The organism is Loktanella sp. S4079 (assembly GCF_000967725.1).
Classification (GTDB): Bacteria; Pseudomonadota; Alphaproteobacteria; order Rhodobacterales; family Rhodobacteraceae; genus Yoonia.
Window position 1 is genome coordinate 515,949 of sequence record NZ_JXYE01000003.1, and the last position, 17,754, is coordinate 533,702.

17 protein-coding genes and 1 riboswitch are annotated in these 17,754 nt (G+C 54.2%); of the genes, 12 read left to right on the forward strand and 5 right to left on the reverse strand.

The genetic code is table 11. The features are described from left to right. Nucleotides 1-20: 20 nt before the first annotated feature. Nucleotides 21-1,616, reverse strand: coding sequence for a PAS-domain containing protein (locus TW80_RS11800; protein ID WP_052700972.1), 1,596 nt, complete (start codon nt 1,614-1,616; stop codon nt 21-23). 76 nt (nt 1,617-1,692) lie between these two features. After that, on the reverse strand, nt 1,693-3,078 hold the full coding sequence (regB, locus tag TW80_RS11805; protein WP_045997575.1) for a sensor histidine kinase RegB: 1,386 nt from the start codon (nt 3,076-3,078) through the stop codon (nt 1,693-1,695). Nucleotides 3,079-3,165: 87 nt separating this feature from the next. On the opposite strand from regB, the gene TW80_RS11810 reads away from it, so the two are divergent. Together TW80_RS11810 and TW80_RS11815 are read left to right on the forward strand one after the other, a co-directional pair. Continuing rightward, complete coding sequence (locus TW80_RS11810; RefSeq protein ID WP_045997576.1) at nt 3,166-3,759, forward strand: SCO family protein; 594 nt, start codon at nt 3,166-3,168, stop codon at nt 3,757-3,759. A gap of 55 nt (nt 3,760-3,814) precedes the next feature. Continuing rightward, nucleotides 3,815-4,363, forward strand: coding sequence for an ActR/PrrA/RegA family redox response regulator transcription factor (locus TW80_RS11815; RefSeq protein WP_045997577.1), 549 nt, complete (start codon nt 3,815-3,817; stop codon nt 4,361-4,363). Here the strand turns inward: TW80_RS11815 and TW80_RS11820 are convergent. After that, complete coding sequence (locus tag TW80_RS11820) at nt 4,360-5,217, reverse strand: LysR family transcriptional regulator (RefSeq protein ID WP_045997578.1); 858 nt, start codon at nt 5,215-5,217, stop codon at nt 4,360-4,362. The two genes, TW80_RS11815 and TW80_RS11820, sit on opposite strands and share 4 nt — an antisense overlap. Nucleotides 5,218-5,313: 96 nt before the next feature. Between TW80_RS11820 and TW80_RS18100 the strand changes: the two genes are divergently transcribed. The 6 genes from TW80_RS18100 to TW80_RS11850 all read left to right on the forward strand — a co-directional run bounded on the left by TW80_RS18100 (nt 5,314) and on the right by TW80_RS11850 (nt 10,864). Further along, on the forward strand, nt 5,314-5,466 hold the full coding sequence (locus TW80_RS18100) for a hypothetical protein (RefSeq protein WP_157033255.1): 153 nt from the start codon (nt 5,314-5,316) through the stop codon (nt 5,464-5,466). Nucleotides 5,467-5,637: 171 nt separating this feature from the next. Beyond that, entirely contained in the window at nt 5,638-6,063 is a 426-nt protein-coding gene (locus TW80_RS11830) for a c-type cytochrome (RefSeq protein ID WP_045997580.1), read from the forward strand. Between the two features lie 82 nt (nt 6,064-6,145). After that, nucleotides 6,146-7,945 (forward strand): adenine deaminase, encoded by a 1,800-nt coding sequence (ade, locus tag TW80_RS11835; protein WP_045997581.1) that lies wholly within the window; start codon nt 6,146-6,148, stop codon nt 7,943-7,945. Continuing rightward, a complete protein-coding gene (locus TW80_RS11840; protein ID WP_045997582.1) occupies nt 7,942-9,423 on the forward strand; it encodes an AMP nucleosidase in 1,482 nt (493 codons plus the stop codon). Before ade ends, TW80_RS11840 begins: the two co-directional genes overlap by 4 nt. A gap of 131 nt (nt 9,424-9,554) precedes the next feature. Beyond that, nucleotides 9,555-9,845, forward strand: a complete 291-nt coding sequence (locus TW80_RS11845) for an HU family DNA-binding protein (RefSeq protein WP_045997583.1) — start codon at nt 9,555-9,557, stop codon at nt 9,843-9,845. A gap of 143 nt (nt 9,846-9,988) precedes the next feature. Next, the gene (locus TW80_RS11850) at nt 9,989-10,864 is read left to right on the forward strand and encodes a DMT family transporter (RefSeq protein WP_045997584.1); all 876 of its coding nucleotides are present in this window, start codon (nt 9,989-9,991) and stop codon (nt 10,862-10,864) included. 15 nt (nt 10,865-10,879) lie between these two features. Here the strand turns inward: TW80_RS11850 and aroC are convergent, their stop codons facing one another. Next, nucleotides 10,880-11,983, reverse strand: coding sequence for a chorismate synthase (aroC, locus tag TW80_RS11855; protein WP_045997585.1), 1,104 nt, complete (start codon nt 11,981-11,983; stop codon nt 10,880-10,882). Between the two features lie 134 nt (nt 11,984-12,117). Here aroC and TW80_RS11860 point away from each other — a divergent pair, with 134 nt between their 5' ends. The 4 genes from TW80_RS11860 to TW80_RS11875 all read left to right on the forward strand — a co-directional run bounded on the left by TW80_RS11860 (nt 12,118) and on the right by TW80_RS11875 (nt 16,822). Then, the gene (locus TW80_RS11860) at nt 12,118-13,440 is read left to right on the forward strand and encodes a dicarboxylate/amino acid:cation symporter (protein WP_045997586.1); all 1,323 of its coding nucleotides are present in this window, start codon (nt 12,118-12,120) and stop codon (nt 13,438-13,440) included. 73 nt (nt 13,441-13,513) lie between these two features. Then, nucleotides 13,514-13,612, forward strand: a riboswitch (TPP riboswitch). 36 nt (nt 13,613-13,648) lie between these two features. After that, nucleotides 13,649-14,638, forward strand: a complete 990-nt coding sequence (gene thiB / locus TW80_RS11865) for a thiamine ABC transporter substrate binding subunit (protein WP_045997675.1) — start codon at nt 13,649-13,651, stop codon at nt 14,636-14,638. Then, the gene (locus TW80_RS11870; RefSeq protein WP_045997587.1) at nt 14,614-16,143 is read left to right on the forward strand and encodes an ABC transporter permease; all 1,530 of its coding nucleotides are present in this window, start codon (nt 14,614-14,616) and stop codon (nt 16,141-16,143) included. The genes thiB and TW80_RS11870 overlap by 25 nt, the downstream gene beginning before the upstream one ends. After that, nucleotides 16,130-16,822, forward strand: a complete 693-nt coding sequence (locus tag TW80_RS11875; protein ID WP_045997588.1) for a thiamine ABC transporter ATP-binding protein — start codon at nt 16,130-16,132, stop codon at nt 16,820-16,822. The genes TW80_RS11870 and TW80_RS11875 overlap by 14 nt, the downstream gene beginning before the upstream one ends. Before the next feature lie 78 nt (nt 16,823-16,900). On the opposite strand, the gene TW80_RS11880 is transcribed toward TW80_RS11875, so the two are convergent. After that, a complete protein-coding gene (locus TW80_RS11880; protein ID WP_045997589.1) occupies nt 16,901-17,746 on the reverse strand; it encodes a cytochrome c1 in 846 nt (281 codons plus the stop codon). Between the last annotated feature and the right edge of the window lie 8 nt (nt 17,747-17,754).

Consider the following 17,754-nt stretch of genomic DNA (forward strand, 5'->3'; position numbering starts at 1 on the left):
CTGGTGCCCGCAAGGTCTAATCAACGACGACGCAGGCGAATTGCGGGATCGTTCATGGTTAGCTTTTGGATAACTGGGTTGGCTTTGGCTTTGGTGCTGAACCGCACAAGCGTTTTACCACCCGCGATGGGGTTGGTGTGGCAGGTCAGCAGGCGCCCATCGTCGAGCAATGTGCTGTCCGACCACGCCTCGCGCGTGCCCACCTGATGCGTAAAACTCCGGATTTGCGACCAGATGCGCGTGTGCGTACAACGATTTTGCCAGACCTTCATTTCGGTCTGTAAAGCGCGGTGTTCATGATAAAGCGCGGGGTTCGTTTGCCACAGGTCCGCATATGCCTGGTTTGATATCAGCAAGTTCCCAGCGCCCGAGAAAACAGCGATCGCATCGGGGACGGTATCCAAAACGGCTTGGCTGGTTTCGATGTCAGAACGGAAACGACGGGTCAGGGATACCTCGGCACTGATATCTTCGAACAAGAATGCAAAGGCACCATCAGGATGTGGGCGGCCCGAAACGCGGTATGTGCGCCCATCTGGCAGAGCCCAAGTGGCACTGTAGGTCCCATTTTTGGCCTCGGTTTCAAGCGCACTGAATTGTTCCCGCCATGAATTGTAATTCTTCGGCTCTGGAAGAACGCGAGACTCGCGCAATTTATCCAACACTGCATCCAGTGTGGGGCGACTGCTCAGAAAATCGAACTTAAGGCCGGTCAGGTCCAAAACCGCAGGGTTAAACGTGGATAGTTTGCGCTGCTTATCAAAAATTGCGAGCCCAATTGAAAGCTCTGCAAAGGTACGACCGAGGGTTTGTTTGAACGAGCGGCGTTCTTGGTCGGCGCGCACGATGTTGTTGGCGTCAGTTGCAAAGTGAATGAAACCGCTGCCATAAGGTTTGCTGGTCACATCAAACCAATGATCGGCGGTTTGGTCATGGGTTTTTACTGAAAGACGGCGTACCGATGTGCCCTTGGCCCCCGGTGTTTCATGCAGGTCCGGAAAAATGGACGCGCTGGGCCACGTTGGCGTCATGTTATCCCCTGCCGGTGTCAACTGATCGACAAACTTGAGATAACTTTTGTTCGCCCAAAGCAATTTTCCATCATTGGATTCCTGCCAAATCAATTGGGGTGTGTCTTGTGTGACATCGCGCAACATGGCGAGTTCGGATAGGCGAACATCTTGGGTGACGGATGATGACAGCTCATGCGCAATCGCGTCCTGATTTCCATTGATAGCGATCCTGAGCTGTTCGTCCACTTGGCTCACTTCGAGCCAAAGCGAAGTGATCGACGTGCCGTTGATTCGGGTTTTTTCCGCAGGCGGGTTGTCGAGCGTCGTGCGCAGATCGGGAAAATATGGGGCAAGGGTTTGAACGAGAGCGTCGAATTCTGACAGGTGATCGTCGCTGTCGGCGAGCAACGCCATTGCTTGCGGTGTCGCATCAACCAACGCTTTGTTATAAAACAAGAATACCGGCTTCTGGTTTTTTCTGCGTGCGCTTTCTGCGCCTTGTGCATGGGCTAATGCCACATCGCGCCGGGCCTTAACAACGACGGCAAGGCAGATCGCGCAACAAAGGCAGATCACAGCAAAGTCGAGTATCCCAAAAAGCATCTGTTCGCGTCCTCAGTAAAACCGAGGTTAAGCATCCGCCTGTAAGGTTAATGTGCGGTTAAGTACGCCAACGGATCTAAATTTCAGGGCTATGCGGTTGGTTTTCGCCCAAGGGTTCACTGACACGATCACCGCTGTTTGGTAGGCTTGCGCGTTTCCAAACCACATCAATCACTGCGCCCCCCTCGCCCAGCCCGGCACGGCGACTATTGGCAAATGTCAATGTTGCACCTGAACGTTCCAATAGCGTTTTGGCGATGAATAGCCCAAGCCCCATTCCCTTGTACCCCGGCCGACCACCGGAATCTTCGGTTTGGCGGCGTTCTCGCACATAGGGGTCACCGATCCGCCCAATGACCGACCCCGGAAAGCCGGGACCATCATCAGAAATGCGAACTTTGATGTCGGTATCGGTCCAAGTCAGATCGACACAAACCTCTGCTTTGGCGAAATCGACAGCGTTTTGGATAAGGTTCCGAATCCCGTGCACGATCTCGGGGCGGCGGGCAATTGTCGGTTGGGTTTGATCCGCGCCCTCGTCAGCCGCAAGGTGAAAAATCACCTCTTTGCCTCGGTCGGTATGAGGTTCTGCTGCTTCACGCAGAACTGCCTCGATCGGGGCGTGACGCAGGTGCAGGTCGTCTTTGCCTGCCCGCCCCATCGAGTGCAAAATGTCCCGGCAACGGTCTGCTTGTTGGCGAATTAGGCTGGCATCATCAAAGAGGTCTGGTTGATCGCCCAGTTCCTCCATCAATTCACTACTGACTAGTTTAATCGTAGCAAGCGGCGTCCCAAGTTCATGCGCTGCGGCCGCAACAACACCACCGAGGTCGGTCAGTTTTTGTTCTCGCGCAAGCGCCAATTGGGTCGCGACAAGTGCTTCGCGCATGGCATGCATTTCGGTCGTGACTTGGCGGGCATAGGTCGAAAGAAACACAATCCCGATAACTAACGAGACCCAGAATCCGAACTGTGTGATGTTTGGTAACACAAGCACGGCCCCATCATGCAGTATCAGAGGCAAGTAAAACTGACTGACAGTGGTGATCAGGCCAATGGCTGTGAGCCCGACAATAATCGTGCTGGCACGATGCAAAACCGTCGCTGCAATCGTGACCGGCGCAAGAACGAGCATTGCAAAGGGGTTATTCAAGCCACCAGTGACAAACAGCAAGAGCGTGAGCTGGATCAGATCAAACACGAGCCAGAGCGAAGCTTCGCGTTCCGACAGGCGCTTGTTTTCGGGATATACAAATGTGGCAATGAGATTGGCCGCGACTGAGACCCCGATCAGAACAAAGGCAAAGCCGATTTCAAACTGAAGCCCATAAATCTGCGAAGCAACAAGGATGGCGACTGCCTGACCACCGGTTGCAAACCACCGGAGGGTCGTGAGCGTCCGTAACCTGATCCAGTTGCTACGTTGCTGATCTTGGAACATGTTGATTTCAGTGGCAGACATTTCGCGGTGTTCCCCGTGCGGCAAGGTGGACCATTGATACGCAGCCGATGATAGCGGATCAATGCGACCGATTGAAAAGAGGTAGGTATGTCAAAAGCAATGGCAATTCTGGCAGGGGTTACAACGGTTGCCTTTGTTGGTGGAACGTTTGCCGTGACGCAATTTGCTGCCCGCCCAGATTGCGGTCTGGCACCCAGTGGGGACATCGGCGGGCCCTTTACGTTGATGGATGAAATGGGGCGAACGGTAACAGAAGCAGAGGTGATTGCTGAACCTTCGCTGATTTATTTTGGCTACACTTTCTGTCCCGATGTGTGTCCGCTTGATAATGCGCGAAACGCAGCGGCGGTGGATATTTTGGCGGATGAAGGATTGAGCGTGACGCCAGTCTTTATTTCCATCGACCCCACCCGTGACACCGTTGAGGTCGTACGTGACTACACGGATAATTTTCATCCCAAGATGATCGGATTGACTGGGACCGAAGAACAGGTGGCCGCTGCCTCCGCTGCTTACCGAACCTTTTTTGAGAAAGAAGAAGGCGATGACGAATACTATCTCGTGCAGCATTCGACTTCGACTTATCTGGTGCTTCCAGATGAAGGGGTTGCAACCTTTTTTGGCCGAGATGATAGCCCAGAACATATTGCACAGGTCACTGCCTGCGTTGTGGCAGGTTGACGATGTGCCATAGAAACCTACAGTTTAGACGCGAACATGCGAGGAACGAACAAATATGACCGAGCCGCTGGATCTAGGAGAAGACAAGAGCCTGCTTCTTGTTGATGATGACGAAGCGTTTTTGCGCAGACTTGCCAAAGCGATGGAAAAACGCGGGTTCGAGGTCGAAACGGCAGAGTCAGTTGCAGCGGGCAAGGCCATCGCCACCGCGCGTCCACCAGCCTATGCCGTTGTTGATTTGCGGCTAGAGGATGGAAACGGGCTTGATGTGGTTGAAACCCTGCGTGCCAAACGCCCTGAAAGCCGCATTGTTGTTTTGACCGGATACGGTGCGATTGCCACAGCCGTGGCTGCTGTGAAAATCGGTGCGACTGATTATTTGGCAAAGCCCGCCGATGCGACAGATGTGACGAACGCGCTGTTGGCTGGCAGTGATACGTTACCTCCACCGCCTGAAAACCCCATGAGCGCAGATCGCGTCCGTTGGGAACATATCCAGCGTGTGTACGAGCTATGTGATCGCAATGTTTCGGAAACGGCACGTCGGCTATCGATGCATCGCCGCACCTTGCAACGGATTCTTGCGAAACGCAGCCCGCGCTAGATCGCCTTGAGCAACCAAGATTTAAAGGTCTTGGCCCGTTCTGACATGACGCCGGGATAGTGGATGATGTAGTAACCCATCTTTTCTGGATGGGTTTGCCGCAACGCCATTAATCGACCCGCCTTGATGTCATCGGCGACTAAGGCGCTTGATGTGACGGTAACGCCGCTTCCAGAGCGCACAGCCGATAGCGCCATTCCCAACGTTGCCACGCTGTGGATATTCCGGTCATGAGCGATCATCCCGGTTGCCATCGCCCAACGTTGGGCTTCGGCATGGTTTTCTTCAAAGTACCACGGGACATCTGCTTTGCTGATCTGATCCGCGCGCACGACGCCGGGCGCTGCAACGACAGTGTAGTCCGCAGCCACCAGTGGTGTGGCTTCGAGACCGGGCCAATTGCCGTCACCGTAGCGGACGCCAATGTCAAAACTGTCTCGGCGTAGATCGATCAATCTGTTGCTTGGAACGATTGATAACGCAATTTGAGGATGTTCTGCCCAGAACGCGGAAATGCGGCGCATGAGCCAATTTTCTGCAAAGTTATGGGTGACTGTTACAGAAAGCGGGCGCAATTCGATATCAGCGCGTGCTGCTTGAACGCCCGCTGCTATTTGCCCAAATCCGTCGGATAGCGATTGGGCAAGCCGTTGCCCGGTCTCGGTTAGGGCAAGTCCGCGGCCCTCGCGGACCAGCAACGACGTCCCAAGTTCTGTTTCGATTGCCCGAACGTGTTGCGCAATCGCCGCATGAGTCACGTTTAATTCGCGTGCGGCACCAGTAAATGACCCGGATCGGGCCGCGCATTCAAATGCACGTAGCGCAGCAAGAGAGGGAATATCTTTCCAGTCCATATGTTAGTTCAACTTAAACATTGAAATTCTTATAAAGTAGCTAGGTTCAAGAAATCATCTTACTCATTGGCAATCAAGAGCTGAAAGGAGATAGCCATGCTTACAATATTTGCCGATAGTTTTGTGACCGCAACACGTCAAACGCGTTGGTCTCCGCCGTATCATTCAGAACGCCGTTTACGCAGCTATGAGATTGAACAGCTGCGGGCTGAAGAGCGTGAGCGCGCTAGAAATGGTGGTAAGCGATAATTGGACAACAAGACATAGGGCGATGCGGCGAATGCCCCGCGCGCCCTGCGTTAATTTGATGCATCGTTGCCAAAAAGTTTTGGCTTTAATCTTGGTTTGACCGGTTTCGTACACTACATCTGCCCTAGAACTGGGCGACGGCCGTTTGATCAGATCTAAAGGAAAACGATCATGAAAACTTTGACAGTTGCAGCGGCACTGACCGCAATTGCTTCGGCTGCTGTGGCGGAAGGTGATGTTGCGGCGGGTGAACAACAATTCAATCGTCAGTGCGTGGCATGTCATGTCGTGCGCAGTGACAGTGGTGAATTGCTGGCTGGTCGTACAGCGCGGACTGGTCCTAACCTATATGCGATTGATGGGCGCGTTTTGGGCACCGTCGAAGGATTTCGTTACGGTGACGCGATTGTCGATCTAGGTGCAACAGGGGTGCGCTGGAACGAAGATGTATTCGTTGCCTATGTCCAAAACCCCACTGGATACCTTCGCGAAGCTTTGGATGATCGCCGTGCGCGTGGCAAAATGGCGTATCAAGTGCGTGACGCCCAGCAGGCTCAAGACATCTACGCATATTTGCGAGCGGTTAGTGCGAATTAATCCGGCGCTGCCGTCACGATAATTATTGCTCTGGAAATCCATCACCTCTTGAACCCGCCTGAAATCGGTGAAACCATTGGGGATGGAACATCACATCAAATCTTGGGCCGAGGTTGCCCCCCGTTTGGTCGCTGTCGCCGCAGGGCGCGCGCATGCTGATCTTGTCATTCGTGGCGGTAAATTGGTGAATGTCCAATCCCGCGAAATTCTAGATGGCTGGCAGGTTGCTGTGGCCGATGGGCGCTTTGCCTATGTTGGGCCAGACACCAGCCATTGCATTGGTCCTGATACGCAGGTGATCGAGGCCGAGGGTCGCTATTTGATCCCCGGTCTGTGCGACGGCCACATGCATATCGAAAGCGGGATGCTGACTCCTGCCGAATTTGCAGCAGCAGTTATTCCGCATGGCACAACGACCATGTTCACCGATCCGCATGAGATCGCCAATGTGCTTGGTTTGCGCGGCGTGCGTATGATGCATGACGAAGCATTGATGCAGCCAGTGAATATCTACACGCAGATGCCGTCTTGCGCGCCCTCTGCTCCCGGTCTGGAAACCACAGGGTTTAAAATTTCTGCTGATGATGTGGCCGAGGCCATGTCGTGGCCCGGTATCATTGGTCTGGGCGAGATGATGAACTTCCCCGGTGTGATCAACGGTGACCCTCAGATGTTGGCAGAGATGGCTGCAACGATGAACGCGGGCAAAACCGTGGGCGGCCACTATGCCAGCCCTGACAAAGGCAATGCATTTGCCGCCTATGTTGCGGGCGGTGCGGCCGATGATCACGAAGGCACAGCCGAGGCTGACGCCATCGCGCGTGTCCGTTTAGGGATGAAATCGATGATGCGCCTTGGTTCCGCTTGGTATGATGTCGAGAGCCAGATTACAGCGATCACTGAAAAGGGGCTTGATCCGCGCAACTTTATCCTATGCACAGATGACTGCCATTCGGGAACGTTGGTGAATGATGGTCACATGAACCGTGTTGTCCGCCATGCAATTGATTGCGGATGTGATCCGCTAATCGCGCTACAAATGGCGACGATCAATACGGCCACTCATTTCGGGCTAGAACGCGAATTGGGATCAATTGCGCCCGGACGGCGTGCTGATGTGATTTTGACGTCTGATTTGAAAACCTTGCCGATTGAACATGTGATTGCACGCGGTCAGACCGTTGCGATGGAAGGCAAGATTACCGTCGATTGCCCGCATTACGACTGGCCTGCTGATGCACGCCAAACCGTGAATATGGGCAAGGCGCTGGGCGATGCTGACTTTGCGATTTCTGCCCCTGAGGGTGCGAATAGCGTTAAGGTCAAAGTGATCGGTGTGGTTGAAAATCAGGCCCCGACCGAAGCCTTGACCGCTGAACTTCCTGTCGTTGACGGGTTGGTCGAAGGCGAAGGTGATACCTATCAAATTGCATTGGTTGAGCGGCATCAGGGTACGGGCAAGGTCGTGAATGGCTTTGTTTCGGGCTTTGGATACACGGGCAAAATGGCGATGGCATCGACAGTCGCGCATGACAGCCACCACATGATTGTTGTTGGTACAGACCGTGAAAACATGGCTGCCGCTGCAAATCGACTAGGCGAAGTTGGCGGCGGTGTAACCGTTTGGAAAGACGGCAAAGAAATCGCGCTTGTCGAACTACCTATCGCGGGTCTGATGTCTGATAGTCCCGCGGCTGTTGTCGCAGCAAAAGCCGATGAAATGGTCGCAGCCATGCAGGACTGTGGCTGCACCCTGAATAACGCCTATATGCAGCATTCGCTGTTGGCGCTTGTTGTCATCCCCTCGTTGCGGATATCTGATCTGGGATTGGTGGATGTCGAAAAATTTGAGTTAACTGAACTGTTTGAGGACGACCTATGAATGATGAACAACAGGTCATCGTCTGGACACCCGATGTGCCCGGACACGAAGCGTTTACCGACGCAAAAGCCGCAGTAAAGCGGCTACAAGAACTATACGATACGGCTGTTTCGTTTCTGTCAAAGAGCTTTCAAGATGCGCTAGAGTTTGGCCAGCCAGAGGCTCGCATTCGTGCGTATTATCCTGAAATCCGGCTGATAACAACGACACATGCAAAAATGGACAGCCGGCTGTCCTTTGGTCATGTGGCTGAACCGGGCACCTATGCGACAACAGTCACCCGGCCTGATCTTTTTGGGGCTTATCTTGAACAGCAGATTCAACTGCTGCTGAATAGCCACGGCGTGCCTGTCATTATCGGTGCGTCTGAAACCGTAATGCCAGTGCATTTTGCGGCGGCAAACGATCCCAAACTGACTGTCCCGCAAGATGGGTCTATGGATTTCAATCTGCGCGACAACTTCGATGTGCCTGACCTGAGCACGACCCATGATGCGATCGTGAATGGCGAAGGGTTCGTTTACCCTGATGGCGCACGCCCGCTCGCCCCGTTTACAGCGCAGCGTGTGGATTATTCCTTGGCACGTCTGTCGCATTACACGGCGACAGCGCCTGAACATTTCCAGAATCACGTGCTGTTCACCAACTACCAGTTCTATGTCGAAGAGTTTGAAAATTTTGCGCGGCAGATGCTGGCGGACCCCGATAGCGGCTATACGATTTTTGTGAGCACCGGGAATGTTGAAATCACCGAATCTGACGCGGAAATACCTGTTCCGGGTAAGATGCCGCAGATGCCGACTTATCACCTAAAGCGCGCCAATGGTGGCGGGGTTACATTGGTGAATATTGGGGTCGGGCCATCTAATGCGAAAACGGCGACTGACCACATTGCGGTTTTACGTCCGCATGCGTGGTTGATGGTTGGCCACTGCGCTGGGCTGCGGAATTCGCAGCGCTTGGGTGACTTTGTTTTGGCGCATGCTTACTTGCGCGAGGATCACGTGCTCGATGACGACTTGCCAGTTTGGGTGCCAATCCCTGCTCTGGCTGAAATTCAAATCGCACTTGAGACAGCGGTCGCAGATGTCACCAAGCTTGAGGGATATGAGCTCAAGCGGATTATGCGCACGGGTACAGTTGCGACGATTGATAACCGAAACTGGGAGTTGCGTGATCAATCAGGCCCAGTGCAGCGCCTGTCGCAATCTCGTGCGGTCGCGCTGGATATGGAAAGCGCGACAATCGCGGCAAACGGTTTCCGATTCCGTGTACCATATGGCACTTTGCTATGCGTGAGCGACAAACCTCTGCACGGTGAACTCAAACTACCCGGAATGGCGTCAGAGTTCTATAAAACACAGGTCGCAGCGCATCTGATGATCGGAATCCGCGCCATGGAAAGACTGCGTGAAATGCCGCTTGAACGCATTCACAGTCGGAAATTGCGCAGCTTTGAGGAGACTGCGTTCCTTTAGTCCCTAAAAAACGCGCAAAATGTCGCTATTTTCACTGAAAAGCGAACACTAATCGTTGTGGAGACCCACAACATAACGTTAAATGCGCGGGTAGAGGCCCTAAAGTTCGGGCAAATAAGGGAGACCAGAAAATGGCGACTAAACCACTGACAAAAGCGCAACTCGTTGCTGCACTTGCCGAAGAAACAGGCATGGACAAAAAAGCTGCAGGCGCTGCACTAGACGCCGTGACTGGCATTATCACCAAAGAAGTAGCAGGCGGTGGCGCTGTTACTCTGCCAGGTGTTGGCAAAATCTATTGCCGCGAGCGCCCAGAGCGCATGGTTCGCAACCCTGCTACAGGCGAGCAAATCAAAAAAGAAGCTGACAAGGTTGTCAAAATGACAATCGCAAAAGCGCTGAAAGACAGCGTAAACGGCTAAGTCATTTGGCGTGATGCCGAATGCATGGATAGAAAGGGTCGCCCAATGCGGGCGGCCCTTTTTGTATGAATAGAAATCGTACCAATACAATATAAGTTATTGGCTGCATTGACGTTTCCGAACCCATGCGCAAACGTCATTTTATGGATATCAAAGCAATTCTGATGGGGCTCGCCTTTGCGGCCATGTGGTCTTCGGCGTTTACTTCGGCGCGGGTTATCGTGGAATACGCCCCGCCACTGACCGCGCTGGCGCTTAGGTTCTTGGTCTCAGGATTGATCGGGATTTTGATTGCCTTAGCCATGGGGCAGCGGGCCCGGCTAAGCCGCCGTCAGTGGTTGGGCGTATTCATCTTTGGTCTGTGTCAGAACGCGTTGTACTTGGGCCTGAACTTTGTTGCGATGCAGACCGTGCCTGCCTCACTTGCTGCGATTATTGCCTCGACCATGCCGCTTTTGGTGGCTTTGGTTGGTTGGATCGTATTTGGGACCAAGGTCAGACCTCTTGGTTTGGCTGGATTGATCGCAGGTGTTGTGGGTGTGGTTCTGATCATGGGCGCGCGTTTGCAGGGTGGCGTGGATGTCTTTGGCCTGGTGCTTTGCGTGATTGGCGTTGTTTCATTGACCATCGCGACTTTGGCCGTGTTGGGCGCATCGTCCGGTGGGAACGTCTTGATGATTGTGGGGCTGCAAATGCTTGTCGGCGCCGCGATCCTGACCGTCCCGGCGATTGTGCTCGAAGAATGGGTTGTGACTTGGAACTGGCAACTGATCGTGTCGTTTGCCTATACCACGCTCGTTCCGGGGCTAGCCGCGACGTGGGTTTGGTTCACATTGGTGGGGCGCATCGGCGCGGTCAAGGCGTCGACCTTCCACTTTTTGAACCCGTTCTTAGGGGTCGCAATTGCCGCAGCGTTGTTGGGTGAAACCATCGGATGGCTCGACGTGATTGGCGTCGCCATCATCGCAGGCGGAATTCTAGCGGTCCAACTGTCCAAGCAGCCAGCTACCAGCCGCTAGGACCGTTAAGTTTTCTCAACCAATCTGTCCGCGGACGCCGCCTGTTTGGCCCCGGTCAAGAAGCAGGTGGTCTAGGACAACGCAGGCCATCATTGCTTCGCCGACGGGGACGGCGCGGATGCCGACGCATGGGTCGTGACGCCCTTTGGTGATGACTTCCATTGGTGATCCGTCCATCCGGATGGATTTGCGAGGCGACAAGATTGACGATGTTGGCTTAACCGCAAAGCGTACAACGATGTCTTGGCCCGTGCTAATCCCGCCCAAGATCCCGCCGGCGTGGTTAGACGAATATTCGGGGCCATTTTCGCCCATGTAGATTTCGTCGGCGTTATCGCGCCCTGTCAGCGCAGCGGCATTCATGCCCTCGCCTATCTCGACGCCCTTAACGGCGTTAATTGACATCATTGCGGCTGCCAAATCTGTATCAAGCTTCCCATAGACCGGGGCGCCGATACCGGCGGGCACACCGCGTGCGACGACTTCGATGATTGCGCCGACAGAGTTGTGGTCGTCTTTGCGCAGCCACGCCAGATAGTCGTTCCACTCGGCGGCGGCATCGGCATCCGGGCAGAAGAAATCGTTTTGATCAATTTGATCCCAGTCGATTTTGCTGCGGTCGATTTGCTTGGTGCCCATTTGGGTCATGTAGCCCTTGATCTGCACGTTAGGCGCAATGGCTTTGATGGCTTCGCGGGCGACGCCACCCGCAGCAACGCGCGCCGCTGTTTCGCGGGCAGAAGACCGCCCCCCACCGCGATAATCGCGGATACCGTATTTCTGGTGATAGGTAATGTCAGCGTGACCGGGGCGGAATGTATTGGCGATATCGCCGTAGTCTTTGGAGCGCTGATCGGTGTTGCGGATCATCAGCTGAATTGGCGTTCCGGTCGATTTGCCTTCGAACACGCCAGACAGGATTTCAACGGCATCGGGTTCGTTCCGCTGGGTCGTGTTTTTGTTTAGGCCCGGGCGGCGTTTATCCAGCCATTGCTGCAACATAGCGGGTTCGATTGGAACACCAGGCGGGCACCCATCAACAGTCGCGCCAAGCGCAGGACCGTGGCTTTCACCCCAAGTTGTGAACCGAAATAGATGACCGAAACTGTTGATCGACATATGCGCGCCTCTTTGATTGAGACCCGGTTACAGGAAGGCCCGCCTTTGTTCAATCTTGGTCGCCGTGATCCGTACATTTTGAGAAATGGAAAATATGTGCCAATCTCAACCTTAGGATTAATGGGGAGCTAAAAATGACAACTGAAACACATGGCGGCCATGGTATGTCGCTCACAATGAAGATCATGATCGCGATGGGCGTTGGCATCGTGGTCGGTGTAATATTCAACGCGATTAACAGCGCTTTCATCAATACGCATATCGTTGCGGGTCTTTTCGCGATGATCGGGAAGATGTTTGTAAATGCGCTGAAAATGCTGGTCGTTCCGCTGGTTTTCTTTTCGTTGCTTGGTGGTGTGACTGGGATCGGCGATGTTCGTGTGCTTGGTCGGGTCGGGACGAAATCGTTCTTCTTATATCTGGCGACGACAGCGCTCGCGATTACCATTGCTATTCTTTTGGCAAGCGTGATTGGACCCGGCAAAGGGTTTGACATGCAAGGTATCGACACCAGCGGCGTTACGGGTCGCGAAGCGCCAACCGTCTGGGATGTGTTTGCGAATATCGTTCCGACAAACCCGATTGCGGCCTTTGCGAATGGCGAAATGCTTCAGGTGATTTTCTACACTGTTGTTTTGGGTATCGCGGTATTGATGCTCGGCGCAAAGTCAGAGGCATTTATCGCCGGGTGTGAATATATGAACGAGTTGATGATGAAGATCGTCGCAATCGTTATGCATTTTGCACCTTACGGCGTGTTTTGTTTGATCGCGAAAACCTTTGCTGAACAAGGTATCGGGTTGTTCGTGCCGGTGATGGCCTATGTGATTACACTAGTTGCGGCGCTATTTATTCACTTGTTCCTGACGCTGCCGACGATGCTAAAGGTTCTCGCTGGTCTCAATCCGATTACGTTCATGCGCAAAATGCGCCCGGCGCAAATCTTTGCCTTTTCAACCGCGAGCTCAAACGCGACGATCCCTGTGACCTACCGATCAGTGACCGAGCGCGTTGGTGTGAACAAATCTATCGCGTCATTCTGTATTCCGTTTGGGGCGACGATCAACATGGATGGCACCGCGATTATGCAGGGTGTGGCGACTGTGTTTTTGGCGAATGTTTATGCCATCGACCTTGGGCTTGGCGGTTATATCACCGTCATCGGCATGGCAGTTCTGGCCTCGATCGGGACGGCAGGGGTGCCGGGTGTCGGGCTTGTGATGCTTACCATGGTTTTAGGTCAGGTTGGGCTGCCGATCGAAGGTATCGCAATCATCCTTGGTGTGGACCGGCTGATGGATATGATCCGCACAGCGGTGAATATCACTGGTGATGCGGTCGTGACGTCCATTGTCGCCAAGACCGAGGGCAAAATTGACCTGACTGTGTTCGAAGACCCAGACGCAGGCGTGGTTGATGACGAAGAGGTAGAAATGCCGCACGGTCAAGCGGTCTAACCCTTTCAAAACCAAAGCAAGAGCCGCCGTGTCACCGGCGGCTCTTTTCATTTCCACAGGCAAGGCGTATTCAGCAGATACCTCGGGGGGCCAGCAATGGCTGAGATGCGCAAGCGGACCCGTTGAACCTGAACCGGTTAAGACCGGCGGAGGGAAGGTATGGCAATCGCGCTATCCCCAAATCCGCCCGTCGCATTTGGAGGATATGATGCAAAAACCGATCTATCTGCCAGTTGTCGCGGGACTTGCTATTTGCGCGACAGGCGCGTTGGCCGAAACCCCGGTACTGCAAGTTTTGACCTACGACAGCTTTGTCAGTGAATGGGGTCCCGGCCCCGCTGTCGAAGCCGCCTTTGAGGCAGAATGTGCCTGCGATCTGGAGTTTGTCGGAAGCAGTGATGGCGCGGCGTTGCTCGCGCGTTTGCAACTCGAAGGTCCACGGACCGAATTTGATGTGGTTTTGGGTTTAGATACCAACCTGACTGCCGCCGCCCGTGAGACAGGCCTATTTGCACCGCACGGTGTGACCGCTGACCTAGACTTACCCATTGAGTGGACTGATCCTGATTTCTTGCCGTTTGACTGGGGCTATTTTGCATTTGTCGGCAACGCAGATGCGACGTCAGCCAGCTCTTTGCGGGACCTTGCGGACAGCGACCTCAAGATCGTTATCCAAGATCCACGCTCCTCGACCCCGGGTTTGGGCCTGCTGATGTGGGTAAAAGACGCCTATCCTGAGGAAGCAGCCGATTTGTGGGCCACTTTGGCCGACAACATCGTCACCGTTACCCCCGGTTGGTCCGAGGCTTACGGCATGTTCCTAGATGGCGAGGCAGACGCTGTTTTGTCTTACACCACATCGCCCGCCTATCACCTGATCGCCGAAGAAGACGCGAGCAAAGTTGCTTGGTCCTTTGACGAAGGTCACTACATGCAAGTCGAAGTGGCTGGCAAAGTAGCAAGCACAGATCAATCTGATTTGGCGGATCAGTTCTTGGCCTTCATGGTCTCTGACGGGTTCCAATCTGTTATTCCGACAACGAACTGGATGTACCCGGCTGTGATCCCAGAGGCAGGATTGCCCGAAGGATTTGAAACGTTGATGACCCCCACGGCGTCATTGCTGAAATCCCCAGAGGACGCCGCTGCGATCCGTGACGAAGCATTGGAAGAATGGCGCAACGCGCTGTCTCAATAAACCCACGCTGGCCCGGCGCCCTATCTGGGGCGCTGGTGCTGATGCTCACGCTTGGGACGCTCGCCGCGGTTGCACTGCGGGCGGACTGGCAAAGCGGGATTCAAGCGGCAGATTGGGCAGCCATCCGTTTCACGGTTGTTCAAGCAATTGTTTCGGCCTTCGTTAGCGTACTTTGCGCAATTCCGGTTGCACGCGCCTTGGCACGCCGTCGTTTCCGCGGGCGCGGATTGTTGATCACGCTACTGGGCGCGCCTTTCTTGCTACCTGTTGTGGTGGCCATCGTTGGGTTACTGGCGGTATTTGGGCGTAGCGGGATATTAAACGTTTTCATCACAACTCTGGGTTTTGACCCGATTGCGATCTACGGCTTTCACGGAGTCGTGCTTGCACATGTGTTCTTTAACCTGCCTTTGGCTGTGCGTTTCATCTTGCAGGGATGGTTATCAATTCCGGCAGAGCGGTTTCGGCTGGCTGCGAGTCTAGGCATGCCGATTGGCAGATTTTTAGAGATACCGATGCTGCGCTCGGTGGTGCCAAGTACGTTTTTGGTGATTTTTCTGATCTGTCTGACCAGCTTTGCCGTTGCTCTCACGCTCGGGGGTGGTCCGAAAACTACGACAGTGGAATTGGCGATTTACCAAGCGCTGCGGTTCGACTTTGATTTGGGACGCGCAGCGTTACTCGCTTGTATTCAGTTCGGTCTATGTGTGATCGCGGCACTCTTGGCGTGGAAGTTCACCGTACATATCGGCATGGGCACTGGGTTTGATCGCACGGTCGCACGTTGGGATTTGGATCGACCGTTCATTGATTACCTTTGGATCGCGCTAGCAGCGGCGTTTTTGTTGGTGCCGCTCGGGATGATTATTGTCCGCGGACTGCCGGGCCTGTTGGTTATGCCGGGTACTGTTTGGATAGCAGCGCTGCGTTCAATTGCCGTTGCAATCGGTTCGGCCACGCTATGCTGTACGATGTCTGTGGCATTGGCGCTATGGGGGCGTAAATGGGCCAATATCATCGGTGTCCTGCCACTGGCCGCATCTGGTTTGGTGGTTGGAACCGGGGCGTTCTTGATCGTATTTCCATTTGTTGCACCGAGCGCGGTTGCCTTGCCGATTACCGTGCTGGTTAACGCCACATTGGCCCTGCCATTTGTGATGCGCGCGATTGGGCCTGCAATCGCGGCGGTGCAGGATGATTACGGTCAGTTGGGCGCATCTGTTGGGTTGTCTGGCTGGGCATGGCTGCGCATCGTTGTGTTGCCGCGCATACGCAGACCGCTCGGGTTTGGTGCTGGCCTATCTGCCGCGTTGTCTATGGGGGATTTAGGGGTAATTACCCTATTTGCAGGCAAATCAGAAGAAACCTTGCCGCTTGCGATGTATCGGCTCATGGGCGCATATCGCATGGACGCGGCGGCGGGTGCCGCTGTCCTGCTCTTGGGGTTGAGTTTTATGATTTTCTATCTTTGTGACACTGGAGGTCGGCGCGATGCTGATGTGTGAACAGCTTGTTCTCGCGCAAGAGAGTTTTTCATTGACCGCCGATTTCGCGTTTCGGGAACGCGCAATCACGGGCGTCATCGGGCCATCAGGGGTTGGGAAATCAACGTTTTTGTCCGCAATCGCCGGGTTCTTTGCCCCGGCATCGGGCCGCATATTGTGGCAGGGCAACGATATGGTTTCCTTGCCCCCTGCCAAACGACCCGTCAGCATTTTGTTTCAAGATAACAATTTGTTCCCGCATTTGACTGTGACACAGAACGTGGGGTTAGGGTTGTCGCCCACCCTGCGATTGTCGGATGGTGATCGGTCGCGTGTTGATACGGTGTTAAAGCAAGTCGGGCTTGGGCGTTTGGGTGATCGCAAGCCTGCGGCACTTTCTGGTGGGCAGCAAAGTCGCGCGGCGTTGGCGCGTGTGCTGCTTGCTGATCGGCCTGTTGTCTTGTTGGATGAACCGTTTTCGGCGCTTGGGCCCGGGCTAAAGGATGAGATGCTTGATCTGGTCGGTGCCATGTTGGCCGAGAACGGGCGTACCGTGATCATGGTTACGCATGACCCCAATGATGCAAAGCGCATCGCGGACGAGGTTGTTTTGGTTGCTGAAGGTGTCGCACATTCACCCGTACCGACCCATGAGATTTTTGAGAATCCACCGCAGGCGTTGCGTGCGTATCTTGGGTAAAGGTGGATTAAAATCCACCCTACGCAATCAAAAAGGCCCGCCAAATTGGCGGGCCTTTCGTTTCATGAAACTATTTGATCAGTCTTTGTGCTTGTGCGGTGCCCACAAACGTTTGTTAGTGAGATACAGTAGAACGGACAACATGATCAGAAGGACCACACCGGACAGGCCAGCTTGTTTGCGGGCCATCATTTTCGGTTCTGCGGTCCACATCAGGAATGCAGCAACGTCCTGCGCTTCGTGGTGCAGCTCTGTCGAGTGACCATCAGCAAATTCGACGTCATCGCCCCACAGGGGTGGCGCCATACCGATCCAGCTGCCTGGAACAGTGCGGTGACCGTGATCGTCGAGACATTCTTCTGGGTAACCACCAGGTGCGAATGCAACGTTGTAGTAGCCGTCAAAGTCCTCGGGCGCACATTCAGGTGCTTCGTGGTAACCTGCAAGGATCGACGCGATGTATTCTGCGCCACCCATACCTTTGACCAACTGGTTGATCCCGGAACCCATTGGGCCGTGGAAACCTGCACGGGACTTTGCCATCAACGACAGGTCAGGTGCGCTGGCGCCGGTAACCGCAGGGAATTTATCTGCGGGTGTCGCTGCGCGATAGTCGTCGATTGTTTCGTCATAGACTTCGTAGAATTCAGCATATGCGCGCATTTGATCTTCGGGCAGCTCTGGGCCGCCTTCGTCATGCAATGTGCGGAATGCGACAAATTCCAGACCGTGACATGCTGAACAGATCTCAGTGTAAATCTGAAGACCGCGCTGAAGCTGCATTTGGTCGTAGCTACCGAATGGACCTTCGAACGAAAACGCAAAGTCTTCGATCTCGGTTTCTACTTCGGCGGCCATCACTTGCCCTGTGGTCAGGGCAAGCGCGGTTGCAGCAGTGAGTGTGAGTTTACGGAACATTTTCATTGGTCCTT

Coding starts and splice junctions, on each gene's coding strand:
- TW80_RS11800 (WP_052700972.1), bottom strand. CDS start 1,616: ATGCTTTTTGGGATACTCGACTTTGCTGTGATCTGCCTTTGTTGCGCG.
- regB (WP_045997575.1), bottom strand. CDS start 3,078: ATGTCTGCCACTGAAATCAACATGTTCCAAGATCAGCAACGTAGCAAC.
- TW80_RS11810 (WP_045997576.1), top strand. CDS start 3,166: ATGTCAAAAGCAATGGCAATTCTGGCAGGGGTTACAACGGTTGCCTTT.
- TW80_RS11815 (WP_045997577.1), top strand. CDS start 3,815: ATGACCGAGCCGCTGGATCTAGGAGAAGACAAGAGCCTGCTTCTTGTT.
- TW80_RS11820 (WP_045997578.1), bottom strand. CDS start 5,217: ATGGACTGGAAAGATATTCCCTCTCTTGCTGCGCTACGTGCATTTGAA.
- TW80_RS18100 (WP_157033255.1), top strand. CDS start 5,314: ATGCTTACAATATTTGCCGATAGTTTTGTGACCGCAACACGTCAAACG.
- TW80_RS11830 (WP_045997580.1), top strand. CDS start 5,638: ATGAAAACTTTGACAGTTGCAGCGGCACTGACCGCAATTGCTTCGGCT.
- ade (WP_045997581.1), top strand. CDS start 6,146: ATGGAACATCACATCAAATCTTGGGCCGAGGTTGCCCCCCGTTTGGTC.
- TW80_RS11840 (WP_045997582.1), top strand. CDS start 7,942: ATGAATGATGAACAACAGGTCATCGTCTGGACACCCGATGTGCCCGGA.
- TW80_RS11845 (WP_045997583.1), top strand. CDS start 9,555: ATGGCGACTAAACCACTGACAAAAGCGCAACTCGTTGCTGCACTTGCC.
- TW80_RS11850 (WP_045997584.1), top strand. CDS start 9,989: ATGGATATCAAAGCAATTCTGATGGGGCTCGCCTTTGCGGCCATGTGG.
- aroC (WP_045997585.1), bottom strand. CDS start 11,983: ATGTCGATCAACAGTTTCGGTCATCTATTTCGGTTCACAACTTGGGGT.
- TW80_RS11860 (WP_045997586.1), top strand. CDS start 12,118: ATGACAACTGAAACACATGGCGGCCATGGTATGTCGCTCACAATGAAG.
- thiB (WP_045997675.1), top strand. CDS start 13,649: ATGCAAAAACCGATCTATCTGCCAGTTGTCGCGGGACTTGCTATTTGC.
- TW80_RS11870 (WP_045997587.1), top strand. CDS start 14,614: ATGGCGCAACGCGCTGTCTCAATAAACCCACGCTGGCCCGGCGCCCTA.
- TW80_RS11875 (WP_045997588.1), top strand. CDS start 16,130: ATGCTGATGTGTGAACAGCTTGTTCTCGCGCAAGAGAGTTTTTCATTG.
- TW80_RS11880 (WP_045997589.1), bottom strand. CDS start 17,746: ATGAAAATGTTCCGTAAACTCACACTCACTGCTGCAACCGCGCTTGCC.